17 protein-coding genes are annotated in these 16,061 nt (G+C 56.4%); 6 read left to right on the top strand and 11 right to left on the bottom strand.

Features of this window, described 5'->3' with window-relative positions; all coding sequences use genetic code 11:
• Positions 1-16: 16 nt before the first annotated feature.
• On the bottom strand, positions 17-526 hold the full coding sequence (locus ACR0IO_RS17055) for a potassium channel family protein (RefSeq protein WP_155146485.1): 510 nt from the start codon (positions 524-526) through the stop codon (positions 17-19).
• 77 nt (positions 527-603) lie between these two features.
• A complete protein-coding gene (trhO, locus tag ACR0IO_RS17050; protein WP_480742923.1) occupies positions 604-1,509 on the bottom strand; it encodes an oxygen-dependent tRNA uridine(34) hydroxylase TrhO in 906 nt (301 codons plus the stop codon).
• A gap of 96 nt (positions 1,510-1,605) precedes the next feature.
• Here trhO and pncA point away from each other — a divergent pair, with 96 nt between their 5' ends.
• On the top strand, positions 1,606-2,199 hold the full coding sequence (gene pncA / locus ACR0IO_RS17045; RefSeq protein ID WP_480742917.1) for a bifunctional nicotinamidase/pyrazinamidase: 594 nt from the start codon (positions 1,606-1,608) through the stop codon (positions 2,197-2,199).
• A 3-nt stretch (positions 2,200-2,202) separates the two neighbouring features.
• Here pncA and ACR0IO_RS17040 read toward each other — a convergent pair whose 3' ends face one another.
• The gene (locus ACR0IO_RS17040) at positions 2,203-2,736 is read right to left on the bottom strand and encodes a hypothetical protein (protein WP_480742915.1); all 534 of its coding nucleotides are present in this window, start codon (positions 2,734-2,736) and stop codon (positions 2,203-2,205) included.
• Between the two features lie 165 nt (positions 2,737-2,901).
• Between ACR0IO_RS17040 and pncB the strand changes: the two genes are divergently transcribed.
• Entirely contained in the window at positions 2,902-4,194 is a 1,293-nt protein-coding gene (gene pncB, locus ACR0IO_RS17035; protein ID WP_155146489.1) for a nicotinate phosphoribosyltransferase, read from the top strand.
• Here pncB and ACR0IO_RS17030 read toward each other — a convergent pair.
• The 5 genes from ACR0IO_RS17030 to ACR0IO_RS17010 are packed head-to-tail and all read right to left on the bottom strand — an operon-like array spanning position 4,191 to position 9,541.
• Positions 4,191-4,706, bottom strand: coding sequence for a hypothetical protein (locus ACR0IO_RS17030; RefSeq protein WP_170336300.1), 516 nt, complete (start codon positions 4,704-4,706; stop codon positions 4,191-4,193). The two genes, pncB and ACR0IO_RS17030, sit on opposite strands and share 4 nt — an antisense overlap.
• On the bottom strand, positions 4,699-6,150 hold the full coding sequence (locus tag ACR0IO_RS17025) for an aldehyde dehydrogenase family protein (RefSeq protein ID WP_480742911.1): 1,452 nt from the start codon (positions 6,148-6,150) through the stop codon (positions 4,699-4,701). The genes ACR0IO_RS17030 and ACR0IO_RS17025 overlap by 8 nt, the downstream gene beginning before the upstream one ends.
• Positions 6,151-6,186: 36 nt before the next feature.
• Positions 6,187-7,785, bottom strand: coding sequence for an ABC transporter ATP-binding protein (locus tag ACR0IO_RS17020; protein WP_480742908.1), 1,599 nt, complete (start codon positions 7,783-7,785; stop codon positions 6,187-6,189).
• Complete coding sequence (locus tag ACR0IO_RS17015; protein WP_155146493.1) at positions 7,782-8,597, bottom strand: ABC transporter permease; 816 nt, start codon at positions 8,595-8,597, stop codon at positions 7,782-7,784. The genes ACR0IO_RS17020 and ACR0IO_RS17015 overlap by 4 nt, the downstream gene beginning before the upstream one ends.
• A complete protein-coding gene (locus ACR0IO_RS17010) occupies positions 8,594-9,541 on the bottom strand; it encodes an ABC transporter permease (protein ID WP_170336501.1) in 948 nt (315 codons plus the stop codon). The genes ACR0IO_RS17015 and ACR0IO_RS17010 overlap by 4 nt, the downstream gene beginning before the upstream one ends.
• 132 nt (positions 9,542-9,673) lie before the next feature.
• Between ACR0IO_RS17010 and ACR0IO_RS17005 the strand changes: the two genes are divergently transcribed.
• A complete protein-coding gene (locus ACR0IO_RS17005) occupies positions 9,674-10,000 on the top strand; it encodes an SH3 domain-containing protein (protein WP_480742903.1) in 327 nt (108 codons plus the stop codon).
• Positions 10,001-10,040: 40 nt separating this feature from the next.
• Here ACR0IO_RS17005 and ACR0IO_RS17000 read toward each other — a convergent pair whose 3' ends face one another.
• Positions 10,041-11,528, bottom strand: a complete 1,488-nt coding sequence (locus tag ACR0IO_RS17000; protein ID WP_480742901.1) for an ABC transporter substrate-binding protein — start codon at positions 11,526-11,528, stop codon at positions 10,041-10,043.
• Positions 11,529-11,699: 171 nt separating this feature from the next.
• Between ACR0IO_RS17000 and panB the strand changes: the two genes are divergently transcribed.
• From panB to glpK, 3 genes are all read left to right on the top strand, one after another.
• Positions 11,700-12,539, top strand: a complete 840-nt coding sequence (gene panB / locus ACR0IO_RS16995; RefSeq protein ID WP_480742899.1) for a 3-methyl-2-oxobutanoate hydroxymethyltransferase — start codon at positions 11,700-11,702, stop codon at positions 12,537-12,539.
• Complete coding sequence (gene panC / locus ACR0IO_RS16990) at positions 12,536-13,387, top strand: pantoate--beta-alanine ligase (RefSeq protein ID WP_480742895.1); 852 nt, start codon at positions 12,536-12,538, stop codon at positions 13,385-13,387. The genes panB and panC overlap by 4 nt, the downstream gene beginning before the upstream one ends.
• Positions 13,388-13,455: 68 nt before the next feature.
• Positions 13,456-14,934, top strand: coding sequence for a glycerol kinase GlpK (glpK, locus tag ACR0IO_RS16985; protein WP_480742893.1), 1,479 nt, complete (start codon positions 13,456-13,458; stop codon positions 14,932-14,934).
• Positions 14,935-14,950: 16 nt separating this feature from the next.
• Here glpK and smpB read toward each other — a convergent pair whose 3' ends face one another.
• Together smpB and idi are read right to left on the bottom strand one after the other, a co-directional pair.
• The gene (gene smpB, locus ACR0IO_RS16980) at positions 14,951-15,427 is read right to left on the bottom strand and encodes an SsrA-binding protein SmpB (protein WP_155146499.1); all 477 of its coding nucleotides are present in this window, start codon (positions 15,425-15,427) and stop codon (positions 14,951-14,953) included.
• Between the two features lie 58 nt (positions 15,428-15,485).
• Entirely contained in the window at positions 15,486-16,028 is a 543-nt protein-coding gene (gene idi / locus ACR0IO_RS16975) for an isopentenyl-diphosphate Delta-isomerase (protein ID WP_480742889.1), read from the bottom strand.
• Positions 16,029-16,061: the final 33 nt, after the last annotated feature.

The following is a 16,061-nucleotide window of genomic DNA, read 5'->3' as shown; positions in this document are numbered from 1 at the left end:
AGCTAATTTTTCTGGATTAGTGCCTGTGATGGCCGTGAGATCGGCCATACAGACCCACTGCGGCGGCAACAAACAATCCCAACAATATGTAACCGGTTATCGCCTCGGCCACGGCCAGTGCCCGGCACATTCCGACAGGTCGCAGATCGCCAAAGCCCACCGTGGTGAATGTGACATACGAGAAATAGAGAACATCTGCCGGACCATTGGCTCCGGTCACACACACATCATCGTAGCCGAACGAGCCGTAAACAGCGGCAAACAGGAACGGCACGACCTGGATGAATGAGATTCCCATCAGCATCAGCTGCCGCTTGGGCGATCTGACAAGGCTGATATGATACCAGGCCTGAGAAATGAGCCAGACAATGAGGCCAAGCGTGGCTATGCCCCCAACAGTATCACCTGCCGTGGTCTCATTCAGGTGAGACAGAGCATACCAGGCGACAAAGCTGACCAGAACCAGCACGGAAGCCGCGATAATCGTCGGCTTCCAATCCTGTAGTGTCGATGGATCCTGCGGCATGATCTTTCCCTAACGATGCGTACCGCGGATCATCATTCTATGGCTGCGCTAAGACCGCAACCCTTTAAGACCATTGATTAATGACTGCCCAGATGTTCCTGACCACGGCTGCGCGCCAGAACGATCTGTTTCTGCCGTTCACGGAACCGCACCTTGTCCTGCTCGGACGTTTCGTTAATGCACCGATGGCAGGACACGCCATGTTCGTATTCGGGACGCTTCACATCTTCGGGCAGGATAGGACGGCGGCAACCATGGCACAGTTTGTGTGGCCCTTCGACCAAACCGTGCCCGACAGAGACACGATTATCGAACACAAAGCAGTCGCCCTGCCATGTACTGTCTTCTTCAGGCATTTCTTCGAGATAACGCAGAATTCCACCTTTGAGATGATAGACATCCTCGACCCCCTGCCCCAGCAGGTAATTGGTGGATTTCTCGCACCGGATGCCACCGGTACAGAACATGGCCACCCGCTTGTTATGAAAGCGATCCTTGTTTTCTTCCCACCAGGCCGGAAAATCACGGAAACTGGCTGTTTCAGGGTCTATTGCACCCTCAAACGTACCGATCGCAACCTCGTAATCATTGCGCGTATCGATCACAACCACGTCGTCCGAACGGATCAGATCGTTCCAGTCCTCGGGCTCGACGTAATGGCCGACGCTGGCGCGCGGATCCACATCCGGCTGCCCCATCGTCACGATCTCTTTCTTCAGGCGCACCTTCATCCTGCCAAAGGGCGGGTGATCCGATGTTGCTTCTTTCCACTCAAGATCAGCACATCCCGGCAGGCTGCGGATATGAGCCAGAACGGCGTCAATCCCTGCACGGGGGCCTGCAATCGTTCCGTTGATCCCCTCTTTCGCCAAAAGAAGGGTCCCTTTGACGGATTGTGCGCGGCACAGCTCTTGCAGAGCGGGGCGCAGCGCGTCGGGGTCAGGAAAGCGCGTGAAATGATATAAGGCAGCGATTGTGTACATGTGCGCGATCTAATCCCCTTACCCAAAGGACGCAAGGGATCGCATTGACGCCTTCGGTTCCGCCCCCTACCGATAGAGCAACCAGAGGAGACCCAGATGACTCATGCCCTGATCGTAATTGACGTCCAGAATGATTTCTGCCCCGGTGGCGCGCTTGCCGTGTCCGGAGGGGATGAGATCGTGGCGCCGATCAATTCCCTGATGGATGAGTTTGAGGCGGTGATCCTGACACAAGACTGGCATCCGGCGGGCCATTCTTCATTCGCAAGCTCGCACCCGGGCAAGATTCCCTTCGACATGACCCAGATGCCTTACGGCCCACAGGTTCTTTGGCCGGATCACTGTGTTCAAGGCACCCAAGGCGCAGCGTTTCATGCCGATCTTCGCACAGATGCCGATTTGATTCTGCGCAAAGGCTTTCGCAGCAGCATCGACAGCTACTCCGCATTTTTCGAAAACGACCAGAAAACACCTACCGGTTTGAAAGGTTATCTTGAGGCGCGGGGGATCGAAAAGCTGACAATGGTCGGCCTCGCCACGGATTTCTGCGTGCATTTTTCGGCGGTAGATGCGGCAAAGCTGGGATTTGATGTCACTGTCCGGCAAGACGCTTGCCGTGCCATCGATCTGGACGGATCATTGGATGCAGCTATTCAGGCTATGCGCGATGCGGGTGTAACCTTGGCCTGATCGTCAGGGTGCTGCACCTGCGGCAGCCAGATACTTAAGCAATACAAACAAGATAACCGCCAGCCCAAGGGCAAATCCAATACGACCAGGAACAGTACGCCGATCTGGTTTTACCGGCGCAGCGGGTTGTGGTTTGCTCTGCTGGATGGGCTCTTTGCGCACGATCCCGATTTCGGGTTGTGCGGTGCGGATGTGGCGTAGGAAATCACTGAAATCAAACTCGCCGCTATATTCGCCCTTCAAGCCCTGGCTCTTGATGTTTGCAAACAGGTTACGAAGAATACGGTCCCGATCCGCCGCATGCTGAGGTGAGTAGTATCCCATCGGCACGCCGCAGTTTCGGGTTTCCAGCCCAAATCCCGCATCCTCGAACATCTTTCTGATTTTCGGTGAAGCACCGCGCAGCGCATCTGCTGTTTTCACATCCCGAAACAGCGCACGTACCCGGGTGCCTTCCGGTTGCTCGGAATTCACCGTTTCAGACTCCAGTTCATCTGGTGCAATCGTAACAATGTCAAAGTCGTACTCGAGACCCATCCACCAAATTCAACCTTTTCGATCCATCCCCCACACTCACTAAATGGTGAAACGAACTCACAATATGCCCGCAATGTGACCTGACCTAGGCATTGTCACCATTTTAGCGACTCTTGCCATTCACCGCATCGATTGATCTAACAACGGAAATCGCAGGAGTTCCACATGGTCGACATCGCAACGCGGGTCTACAATCATAAATGGAAGATTGACCCCATTGTCCGGTCTTTGATCGACACAGATTTCTACAAACTGCTGATGTGCCAGTCAGTGTTTCGAAATAAGCCCCAAACGGATGTTGCATTTTCGCTGATCAACCGGTCGAATCATGTCCCTTTGGCGCGATTGATCGATGAAGGGGAACTACGCGAACAGCTGGATCACATCCGTTCACTCAGCCTCAGCCGCGGTGAAAGCACCTGGCTGCGCGGGAATACATTCTATGGCAAACGACAGATGTTCCGCTCGGACTTCATGGAATGGTTCGAGAATCTGCGCCTGCCGCCGTATCATCTTGAACGCAAAGGGGATCAGTACGAGCTGACTTTTGAAGGTAAATGGCACGAAGTCATGCTGTGGGAAATCCCTGCACTGGCTGTGCTGATGGAACTGCGCTCCCGCGCTGTGTTGAATGATATGCGCCGGTTTGAGTTGCAGGTGCTCTATGCAAGGGCAATGACCCGCGTTTGGGAAAAGATCGATCAACTGCGCACGATTAAAGGCTTGGGGATCGCAGATTTCGGCACAAGGCGGCGGCATTCCTTCCTGTGGCAGGACTGGTGTGTTCAGGCGATGATCGAAGGGCTGGGTGGCGCCTTCACCGGAACCTCGAACTGCCTGATCGCCATGCGGCGCGAGGTCGAGGCCATCGGGACCAATGCCCATGAACTACCCATGGTGTATTCCGCGCTGGCCGAGGACGATGCCGCGCTGGCGCAAGCCCCTTATGATGTTTTGAGCGATTGGCACGAGGAGCATGACGGCAACCTGCGGATCATCCTTCCTGATACTTATGGGACTCAGGGATTTCTGGATCGCGCGCCGGACTGGTTGGCGGGCTGGACCGGTATCCGCATCGACAGCGGTGACCCGGCAACCGGGGCCGAGACCGCCATCGCCTGGTGGAAATCCCGTGGCGAAGATCCATTAGAAAAGCGGGTCATATTCTCGGATGGACTGGACGTGGACAAGATTCGTGAGCTTCACAGCCAGTTTGCGCACCGCACCAAGGTTTCCTTTGGTTGGGGCACGCTGCTGACCAACGATTTCCGCGGCCTTGTACCTGATGACGCTTTGGCGCCGTTCTCCCTGGTCTGCAAGGCAGTGTCAGCCAATGGTCGACCGACAGTCAAACTGTCGGACAACCCTGAAAAGGCGATGGGTCCTTCAGAACAGATCGAACGCTATAAGCGGGTTTTTGGCGTCGGTGCTCAGCAAGCGATCGAGGTGATCGTCTAGGGCCTGCTGGCCCGAAAGATCACCCAGATCGCGGCAAATACACCGACAAACCCACCAATATAGCTGGCGTCATGCATTGCCCCGGCACGTAAAAAGCCGACCGGGTTTCGGATCGTCTCGGGCAGAGCGATTTGAGCAGCAACCTCCTGATCAACAGCTATAAGACCAAAGGCAAATCCGATCCCTGAGGCGAGCGCCGTGATCAGGAATACTACAAAAATCGCCCGCAGCCCTGCAGACCAGAGCTTTCCAGCCGGTGACAATAGCAGCAACCCAAGCAGGAAGGGCGGCAGACCAACGATCAACCCCATCCACCAGCTCGCGCGCCACCCCACGATGGCCGCCCCAATCCGGGGCGGGACCTCGGACGGAATCGCAAATTGCCGGAATTTAAATTGGTGGAAATAGTCCGGGCCAACGGTGTAACTAACCTGATTGTGCAGGGCGCCAAACAATCCAGCCGCCAACATTGCGACGGTCAGCAACATCAAAAACACGCCCAGTTTAGCCATGATAGGCTGCGACCGTTTTCAGTTGCGAGAAACCATAGAGCGCCTCGAAACCCTTTTCGCGACCGTGGCCGGATTTTCCAACACCGCCGAACGGCAGCTCCACGCCTCCACCAGCTCCGTAGTTGTTTATGAAAACCTGTCCCGACCTAAGCTGCTTTGCCAGCCGCATCTGCCTTGCGCCATCTCTGGTCCAGATGCTTGCGACAAGTCCATAATCGGTACTATTTGCTATATTTAGAGCCTGTTCTTCGGTATCGAATGGGATCAGAACCTGCACCGGGCCGAAAATTTCATCCCGGGCAAGCGTGTGATCGGCTGGCACATCCGCAAACAATGTAGGTCGCACATAGGCGCCTGTATCCGGGGCAGTTGCCACCACTTCTCCCTGGGCGGCGATACTCAGGTCAGATCCTTTATCAAGAAAGCCAGCCACAATCTGTTTCTGGCGCTGTGATATCAGCGGGCCGAGGCGCAGATCATCATTGGCGGGCCCCACGGTCAGTTCTGCGTAAGCCTGGGCCATCCTCGACCTGACTTCATCGTAGATTTCGCGCTGCACAAGGATACGCGAAGATGCAGAGCAGGTCTGACCTGCGTTCTGGATGCCCGCATTCACCAGAAACGGCAGTGCCGCATCCAGATTGGCGTCATCAAAGACCAACTGCGGTGATTTTCCGCCAAGCTCGAGCGTAACCGGAACTACATTGCGCCCCGCGGCCTGCTGAACAAGTGCACCGGTCGCAACCGAACCGGTGAACGAGATATGATCGACATCCGGATGCGAAGACAGCGCAGCACCCGCCTCGGCACCTAACCCCGTTACTACATTCAACGCCCCGGCCGGCAATCCGGCATCGATCGCCAGATGGGCAAAGGCCAGAGCGGTCAGGCAGGCTTCTTCCGCGGGTTTCAAAACGCAGGCGTTGCCCATGGCCAGCGCGGCAGCTACTGATCGGCCAATGATCTGCATCGGATAGTTCCAAGGCACGATATGGCCCGTAACCCCATGTGGTTCGCGCAGGGTATAGACCGTGTAGCCGTCGAGATATGGAATGGTGTCGCCCATCACCTTATCCGCCGCACCACCGTAGAACTCGCAATACCGCGCCAGAGCAACAGCATCAGCCCGCGCCTGTGTCAAAGGTTTGCCAACATCCATCGCCTCAAGCACGGCAAGGTCGTCAACACGTTCCAATACCAGTTGTCCGAGGCGTGTCAGAATACGTCCGCGTTCCAGCGCCGTCATTCGCCCCCATTCGCCATCTGATGCAGCACGCGCCGCTTTGACCGCCGCATTGATTTCCTGTTCGCCACCACGTGCGATCTGGCAGAGTTCCGATCCGTCAGACGGGTTTATCAGTGGGAGAGTCTCGCCAAATGTTGCAGGTTTCCAATTTCCACCAATCAGGCAAAGACTCGGGTCGAACCAAAGCGGGCTGTTCATCACTTCAATCTCCAATAGGCTCTAATAAAGGTGTTTTCATGCTGCGCCTCGACCAAAATCCGGCAATCTGGGCGCTGCCGCGATTAGCTTCCGAGTGTAGGAATGCTGCGGATCTGTTAAAACCTGTTCGGTTTCACCCTGTTCAACGATCTTCCCCGCCTGCATCACCATCACACGGTCTGTAATTGTCCGGACTACACTCAGATCATGGCTGATGAAGAGATAGGTCAGGTTATAGGCCTCGCAAAGCTCAGCCAGCAAATCCAGGATCTGAGCCCGCACAGACACATCAAGCGCCGAGACCGCTTCATCAAACAGGATCAGTTCAGGGCGGGTAATCAGCGCGCGCGCGATTGCGATGCGCTGACGCTGGCCACCTGAGAATTCGTGAATGTACTTGTTCGCATCATCTGCGCTGAGACCAACAGCGCCGAGCATTTCGGCGATACGATCCTGCCGATCCGAGCCGTGTGGTGGATCATCCAGCAGATAAAACGGTTCGGTTATCAGGCGTGAAACGCGATGCCGGGGATTGAAGCTGCCGAATGGATCCTGAAACACCACCTGCATTTTTCTGCGGACCGCGAGATTAGGTTTGTGGCCAGAGAATACCGGTTGGTCATCTAACAGGATTTGTCCGCTCTGAATCTCTTCCAGCCCTAAAATGGCCCGTGTTAGGGTCGATTTTCCGCAACCAGACTCTCCTACAAGTCCCAGGCGTTCACCTCGGTTCAACACGAAACTCACCTGATCAACAGCACGGTGCGTACCGGGGGTCTGGAACAACTGTTTTCGAGGCAGACGGTAGTCGCGCACAACGCCAGTCACCTGAAGCAGGGGTTTGGTTTCATAAGACTCAGGCAGGTTAACCTGATGCTCCGATGCCTCGAACAGCATGCGGGTGTACGGATGCTGCATGTTGCGCAGCAAATGATCGGTTGCACCACTTTCAACAACTTCGCCATGGCGCATTACCACGATCTGATCAGCCATGTCCGAGACAACGGCCAGATCATGGGTAATCATCAGCAGACCCATATCGTATTCCGTGACCAGTCCTTTCAGCAGATCCAGAATTTGGGCCTGCGTCGTCACATCCAGCGCTGTGGTCGGTTCATCCGCAATCAGTAGTTTTGGTCGCAAAGCAATAGCCATCGCAATCACGACCCGCTGGCGTTGCCCCCCTGATAACTCGTGCGGGTACCGGGACATTGGAAACTTGTCGGGTGGCAGCCCCACGCGGATCAGAACCTCCTGTGCGCGCTCTCGGGCCTTGTCGGCAGGCATTGCCTTATGGATCAGGATGGTTTCCATCACCTGATCTCCGATTGTCTTGACCGGGTTGAGTGCGGTCATCGGTTCCTGAAACACCATCCCGATGGAAGCCCCGCGCAGGGCACACATCTCAACCTCGGGGCGGTCCAGCAGTTCCTGTCCATTGAGCTTAATGGAACCTTTGCCCACCGCTCCGTCTGGCAGTAACTGCATGACGGCCAATGCGGTCATGGATTTGCCCGACCCGCTTTCCCCCGTCACTGCCACGATCTCACCCGGGGCAATCGACAGGCTAACCTGATTTAGGATTTCAGCCTCGTGAATCGATAGGGACAGGTTTTCGATCTGCAACAAGCTCATGCGCGCGCCACCCTGATGCGGGGATCCAGAAAGTCGCGTAAACCGTCACCCAATAGGTTCAACCCCAGCACGGTCACAATGATCGCTCCACCCGGAATCAGAGCCAAATGCGGGGCAAAACTGACCATTGTCTGCGCATCTGCCAGCATTCGACCCCAGCTGGGCGTCGGAGGTTGCGCACCCAAACCAACATAAGAAAGGCCCGCCTCGGCCAGAATTCCCAGCGAGAATTGAATGGTCCCCTGAACGATCAGCAAATTGGCCACGTTCGGCAGGATATGTTCGGCAGATATACGAGCCGCACCCTTACCGGCGACGCGGGCGGCAAGGATAAATTCACGTTCCCACAGGGACAGGGCCGCTCCCCGCGTGATCCGCGCAAAAACAGGTATGTTGAAAATGCCGATGGCGATGATCGCGTTGATCGCACCAGCACCGAATACGGCCGTGATCAGGATGGCGATAACCAGCGATGGGAAGGCAAAGACCAGATCATTGCCGCGCATGATCAACTCATCCAGCCACGAGCCTTTGCGCGCCGCAGCGGTTAACCCCAGCGGCACACCCAACGCCATACCAATACCAACAGCCACCAGAGCAACAGCAATCGACGTCCGTGCGCCCACCATGATCATAGAGAACATATCGCGCCCGAAATGGTCCGTACCGAACCAGTGCTGAGCGCTGGGTGGCTGCAGCTTGTCCGGGATATTCATCGCCGCATAGTCATAGGGCGTCCAGATAAACGAGATCAACGCTGCAAGCAGGACCAGCGACGATAGAGCCGCGCCAAGGATCAGATTGCGGCTCATGTTCTGTTCCTCAGCCGGGGATCAACAGCCGCATAGGCCAAATCGACCAGAAAATTCACCATGATGACTGCGAAAACCAGCAACATGACCACGGATTCAACCACGATCAGGTCGCGGGCCGAGATTGCCTGGAACACCAATCGCCCCAAACCGGGCAGATAGAACACCTGCTCGATGATGATCGATCCCGCCAACAGAAAGGAAAACTGCAGCCCGATGATGGTCAGAACCGGGATCAACGCGTTGCGAACCCCATGCCGCCACAATGCCTGCCGACGTGACAGGCCCTTGGCCCTGGCTGTACGCATGAAATCCTCGCCCAGAATATCGAGTAAGGCTGAACGCATCACCCGCGCCAAAATGGCCGCCTGCGGCAGGGCAAGCGCTATAGCGGGCAATGTCAGCGAGTGAAGGCCTGCCCATATCCCCTTGTCCCAACCGACAAAGCCACCGGCGTTGAACCAGCGCAGGTTGATGGCAAAGATCAGAACCAGCATCATGGCAAACCAGAAATTCGGAACCGCGATCCCTAGCTGTGTGGCCCCCATCACCGTCAGGTCACCGGGCCTGCCCCGTCGCGCTGCGGCATAGATACCAGCCGGAAAGGCGATCAGCGTGGACAAGGTCAGCGCATACAGTGCCAAAGGCAACGACACCCACATACGATCTGCAATCATCTGAGAGACGGGCGTGCGATAGGTATATGATGTCCCAAAATCCCCGGACAGCATTCCCCCGACCCAGTTGAAGTACCTCTGGGTCTGGGAGACATCCAATCCCAGTTCGGATCTGAGGGCCGCCAGTGTCTCGGGCTGCGCGTTTACGCCCAGCATAAAGGATGCCGGATCGCCCGGTGCCACCTCGATCACGGCGAAGATAACCACTGAGGCGACAGCAAGGCTGACGATGAGGGAAATCAAACGTTTAAGCGCATAGCGAAGCATCAGCGTCACGTTAGGCCGGGATTTCCTGCTGGTCCAGCGCCACATTGAGGGATCGAACTTTGGTCGCACGATCCTTGTTCGGGCAAATTCCCTGAATTAGACTCAAAATATTATCTCAGAAAGGAATTTACGATGAAGACATCAACATTGGTCGGCATTTTGTGCCTATTGGCAGGTCCTGCGATCGCGCAGCAACTGGATGTAGATTTTTCGATAGTCGAGGACGGGCAAGCTGCTGGTTGCGCAGGCAGCATTGTATCTGGCCTCGACCCCAACGGTGACGGCTTTCTGGCGGTGCGTACCGGACCGGGATCAGATTTTCGCAAGATTGATGAGCTGCACAACGGCAATCAGGTCCGCACCTGCGCCCGGAATGGGAAATGGGTAGGGGTGTATTATGGCCAGCCGCGCCTGAAGGGCTGGGTTCGCAGCAACTGGCTGATAGACGGCGCCGGATAAAGCAAAGACCGGGATCACAGAGTGACCCCGGTTTCGTCTGTTACTCTGACCAGCTGATTTCGGTCAGATCAATCGCTGCTGTGGGGGCGTTTTTCCACAAACCCTGCACACCGGCTTTTGCCACACCCAGCTTGGCCAGCTGGAACAGGTACCCGTTGACATAATCCTCAGCGATCAGGCGCTGCGCCTCACCAAGCAGTTTCGCTCGCTCTTCGGGGTCCGTTGTCGAGTTCAGCGTGTCCATCACGGTCTGGAAATCCAGGCTGTCATACTGGAAGTAATAGTCAGGCCGCGCGTAGATGCCGATATCCATCGGTTCAGTGTGGCTGACGATGGTCAGGCCAAAATCCTTGCCCTTGAACACACTTTCCAACCATTGCGCCCATTCAACATTGATGATCTCGGCGTTGATACCGACATCTGCCAATTGGGCTGCAACGATTTCGCCCCCGCGCCGCGCATATGATGGTGGAGGCAGATGCAGCGTGGTTTCAAATCCATCGGCAAAACCTGCCTCGGCCAGCAATGCCTTGGCCTTTTCAGGATCGTAAGCCGAGTTTCCCGTCAAATCGACATAGGCCGGATTATGTGGCGCGAAATGTGTGCCGATGGGCGTGCCATATCCGAACATGGCACCATCGATGATGGCCTGCCGGTCAATGGCATGGGCAACCGCCTCACGCACCCGAATATCATCAAAAGGAGGTTGCTTGTTATTGGTGGACAGGATCGTCTCACCCTCGGTCGATCCGACCAGAACCTGGAACCGGGGGTCGGCCTCGAATTGCGGAAGGTTTTCAGGTGCCGGGAAATTGTCGAACGCATCGATATCCTCGGCCATCATTGCGGCAAAGGCAGCGGTCGGGTCCGAGATGAACTTGAATGTCGCGCTTTCCAGTGCCGGCTGATCGCCCCAATAATCCGGATTTCGGTTCAGCGTGATGCTGTCCCCCTGCACCCATTCGCCGAATGTGAAAGCGCCAGTTCCAACCGGATTGGTCTTGATGTCGTCAATACTGTCGGGCGAAACGATAACTGCATCACCCCAGGCCATGTTGAACAGGAAATTGCCGTTCGGCTCGGACAACGTGACTTTCACTGTCAGCGGGTCAACGATTTCGACACTTTCAATTCCAGCAAACAGGGCTTTCTGTGCATTGGCGCTGTCTTCGCCCAAAGCCCGGTCGAGGCTGAATTTGACATCCTCGGCATCCATGACAGACCCGTCATGGAAGGTGACCCCGTCATGCAGCCTGAACGTATATTCCTTGCCGTCATCAGAAATCTCCCAGCTTTCGGCGAGTCCGGAAACGACTGAACCATCGCCTTTGAAACGGGTCAGGCCCTCAAAGATATTGGTGTAGACAACCGAATCGATGGCTTGTGCTGCGGCGCTGGTCGGGTCCAGGTGTGGTGGCTCCAGCTGCATAGCGATGGTGATATCCGATTTCGCCAAGCCCTGGGTTGCAATCAGGCTGGCACCAACGGCCAAGGCCGATGCAAATGATCGTAACATCTGCTGAGTCATAAAAATCTCTCCCCATAAATTTTGTTCAGCCCACGCATCAAAAGGGCCTTACTGGAAACAATGTCCCTTTAAACCTTGGGTCATTCAAGGAAATGTTCGCGCAACCGGGGTTTCTCTGCCCCTGCACGATCTGCTATGCCGCGCTGCAACATGAACACCGCAGGAGCGAGCATGAGCGCCACCGCCCGCAAGAAAGCCCCGAACGCCGAGGATATTCGCGCCCGCAAAGGCAGCGAACCATTGGTCAGCCTGACCGCCTATACCACGCCTATGGCGCGGCTGATGGACGACCATTGTGACTTTGTTCTGGTCGGCGACAGTGTTGGTATGGTGCTGCACGGTCTGACCTCGACCCTTGGCGTGACCATGGAGATGATGATCATGCACGGCCAGGCTGTCGCGCGCGGTCTGGAAAAGGCGATGATGGTCATCGACATGCCCTTTGCCAGCTACGAACACGACCCGGCACAGGCCTTCCGCAATGCAGCCCGGCTGATGTCGGAAACCGGTGCAGGCGCGGTCAAGCTGGAAGGTGGGGTTGAAATGGCCGAGACCATTCGCTTTCTGGTCAAGCGCGGTATCCCTGTGATGGCGCATATCGGTCTGACGCCACAATCGATCAATACGCTGGGCGGCTACAAAGTGCAGGGCAGGGATGAGCAGGCCGAGGCCGTCCTGGCAGACGCCCGTGCAGTGGCCGAAGCAGGTGCATTTTCTGTCGTGTTAGAGAAAGTTCCGCAGGGGTTGGCTGACCGTATCACCGCCGAGATTGCGATCCCGACCATCGGCATTGGTGCATCCGCGGGGTGTGACGGACAGATTCTGGTCGTTGACGACATGCTGGGCTTTTTCACTGCGTTCAAACCGAAATTCGTCAAACGCTATGTTGATCTTGGCCCACAGGCCGAGGCGGCAATCGCGGAATATGCAGCCGATGTACGCGCACGCGCATTCCCTGCTGATGAACATGTATTTGCCGATCAGGCGCCGGCCAAAGGATCCAAGGCATGACCGCGCCGATTCTGCGCCGACTGGCAGAACTGCGCACTCTGACCAATGCTTGGAAGCGCGACGGTGAGGCCATTGGTGTTGTTCCAACTATGGGGGCGCTGCATCAGGGTCACCTTTCGCTGGTTGAGGCTGCCAAGGCAGACTGTGATCGGGTGATCGTCACGATCTTTGTAAACCCCAAGCAGTTCAACAACCCCGAAGACCTGGCCAAGTATCCGCGTACCGAAAACGAAGATGCAGAGAAGCTGGCCCCCTATGGGGTTGATGCGATCTACGTACCGGAACCTGAAGAGATCTATCCCACAGGTTTCGCCACCACCGTTTCGGTAGCAGGTCTGACGGATGTGATGGAGGGTACCTTCCGTCCCGGGCATTTCGACGGGGTCGCCACCGTCGTGGCCAAGCTGTTCCTGCAAACGCAGGCTGATCGAGCCTATTTCGGGGAAAAAGACTATCAGCAGCTGATGATCGTACGGCGCATGGCCCGGGATCTGGACATTCCCATCGACGTGATTGGCTGCCCGACTGTTCGCGAGCCTTCGGGTCTGGCGATGTCCTCCCGCAATCTGCGTCTGTCGCCCGAGGGTCTGACGATTGCGGCCCGAAAGAACACCATCATGCGTGAGCTTGCGGAACGGCTGCCCCGGGGCGAACCTTTTGCCGAACTGGCCAAAGAAGCTGAGGCCGCGTTACTGGATGCCGGGTTCACCGAGGTCGAGTATATCGATCTGCGCTGTGCCGAGACCTTGGAGGCCTTGCCCCATGCCAACCGCCCTGCCCGTCTCTTTGTCACCGCATGGGCAGACGGTGTGCGTCTGATCGACAATATCGCTGTTCCCAACAGCTGATTTCCGCTCTGGCACGACCGCAACTGTTTGCGCTAAAGTCCCGCAAAACCAAACGGGGGAGAGCAGGCATGACCTATATTCTGGCGATTGATCAGGGCACGACGTCCTCGCGCGCGATTCTGTTTGACGCGCAGATGCAGCGTGTCGGGACATCACAGCGTGAGTTCACACAGCATTTCCCGCAGGAAGGCTGGGTTGAACATGATGCGGAAGAGATTTGGGACAGTGTCCTGACCGTTTGCCGCGAAGTTATGGCCGACGCAGGTGTCACCGCCCAGCAGATCGCCGGGATCGGGATCACGAACCAGCGGGAAACCACAGTGGTCTGGGACCGGACAACCGGACAACCTATCCATAACGCCATTGTCTGGCAGGACCGGCGAACCGCCGAGATCTGCGAGCGTTTTCGTCAGGCGGGTTGCGAAGATGATGTGACCGCACAGACAGGGCTTCTGCTGGACCCGTATTTCTCGGGGACCAAGGTTAAATGGCTGCTGGACACAGTCCCGGGTGCGCGAGATCGCGCCACGGCCGGAGAATTGCTGTTTGGCACGATCGACAGTTTCCTGATCTGGCGCCTGACCGAAGGCCTTGTTCACGCGACCGATGCAACAAACGCGGCGCGTACCCTTTTGTTTGATATCCACAAAGGGGTCTGGAGCGAAGAAATCTGTGATCTGCTGGACGTTCCGATGGCGATGCTGCCAGAGGTAAAGGATTGCGCTGCGGATTTCGGAACCACGACCCTGTTCGGAGGGGAAGTGCCGATATTGGGCGTTGCAGGAGATCAGCAAGCCGCCACCATTGGCCAAGCATGTTTCCAGCCTGGAATGATGAAATCCACCTATGGCACCGGTTGTTTTGCACTGTTGAACACCGGGACCGAGCCGGTGGAGTCAAAGAACCGTCTGCTCACCACCATTGCCTATCAACTGGATGGTCAGCGCACCTATGCGCTGGAAGGATCGATCTTTATCGCGGGTGCTGCCGTCCAGTGGTTGCGCGATGCGCTGCAGATCATCGAGACAGCACCGCAAAGCGGCGAATTGGCCGCGCAGGCTGATCCGAACCAGCATGTGGTGCTGGTTCCAGCCTTTACCGGGCTTGGTGCCCCTTATTGGCAACCGGATTGCCGGGGCGCTGTATTTGGCCTGACACGAAACTCAGGCCGCGCCGAATTGGCCCGCGCCACGCTGGAAAGCATCGCGTTCCAAACCCGCGACCTGTGGCACGCGATGCAGGGCGACTGGGGCGCAGATACCGATGTCACGTTACGGGTTGATGGGGGCGCAAGCGCATCTGACTGGGCCATGCAGGGTCTGTCGGATTTCCTTGGAGCACCCGTAGATCGCCCGGTTATGCAGGAAACCACTGCACTGGGCGCAGCATGGCTGGCGGGAATGCGTGCCGGTGTCTATCCGGATCAGGCGGGGTTTGCACAAACCTGGGCGCTGGATCGGAAATTCGAACCGGAACTGTCCGCTGAAGATCGCGATGCTGCATATGACCGCTGGAAACGCGCGGTTTCGGCAGCAATGGCATTCTAGAACTTAAGATGAAGGATCAGCTGTGATCCTTCATCAGCCGCTGTTTCTGGCGTGACCAGTCACGTTTGGCCTGAGTTTCGCGTTTGTCGTGGGTTTTCTTACCCTTGGCGATGCCGATCTTAATCTTAGCCCGGCCTTTGTGGTTGAAATACAGAACCAGCGGCACCAGCGTCATACCTTTGCGTTGTGTCGCGTTCCAAAGATCAGACATCTGCTTGCGGGAAACCAGCAGTTTGCGGCGGCGACGCTCTTCGTGTTTGAAAACCTTCGCCTGTTCGTAGGGCGCGATATAGCTGTTGACCAGCCACAGCTCACCGTCATCGACCGATGCATAGCTGTCAGCAATGTTCGAACCACCCGCACGCAGGGATTTGACCTCGGATCCCTCCAGCACAATGCCGCACTCAAGATCGTCTTCGATTGCGTAATCGAAGCGCGCACGCCGGTTTTCGGCAATTACCTTGTAATTCGGGTCTGTCTTTTGCTTGGCCATGACGCGTTGATTTAGGCGGCTTGGGCGTCCCTTGCAAGGCAGGGTTTAACTTTGACCGTCAGGAATGCGCTGACATGATCAGATCAGGACCAAAAATCGTATCCGCGTGATTGTGCAGATAGATTTTGAGCCATGGCGTGAAACGCTCGGGGTGGCGCTGGACTTCGGCCAGAAGATCATGGTAGTCGACCCACCTAATATCCATGACTTCGTCTGGATTAGGCTCGATTTTCAGCGGACCTCGCGAATGGGCAAGGAACACGTCGACAACTTCGTTCTCGACCATGCCATTGCCAACATCCGCATGATATTCCAGCCTGTGACGATACTCGGGATAAAGCCCCGCGATACCAAGTTCTTCACGCAGGCGTCGCACCGCACAAATGGATGCGCTTTCATCCCAGTCGGGATGCGTACAACAGGTATTCGCCCACAAGCCGGGCGTGTGATACTTGCCCAGCGCCCGGCGTTGCATCAGAATCTCGGTTCCTCTGACGACAAACACCGACACAGCCTTGTGCTTGAGGCCCTTTTCATGCGCCTCCAGCTTGTCCACGGGCGTCAATTCGCCCTCAACCCAGGCCGGGATCATGCTTCCCATTTTAACGTCTCCTGCTGCCTGACCGCTTTTGGG

Source organism: Ruegeria sp. CE12 (genome assembly GCF_056537525.1).
The sequence above is the reverse complement of the archived record's forward strand: the minus strand, read 5'-3'. Positions and strand labels throughout refer to the sequence as shown.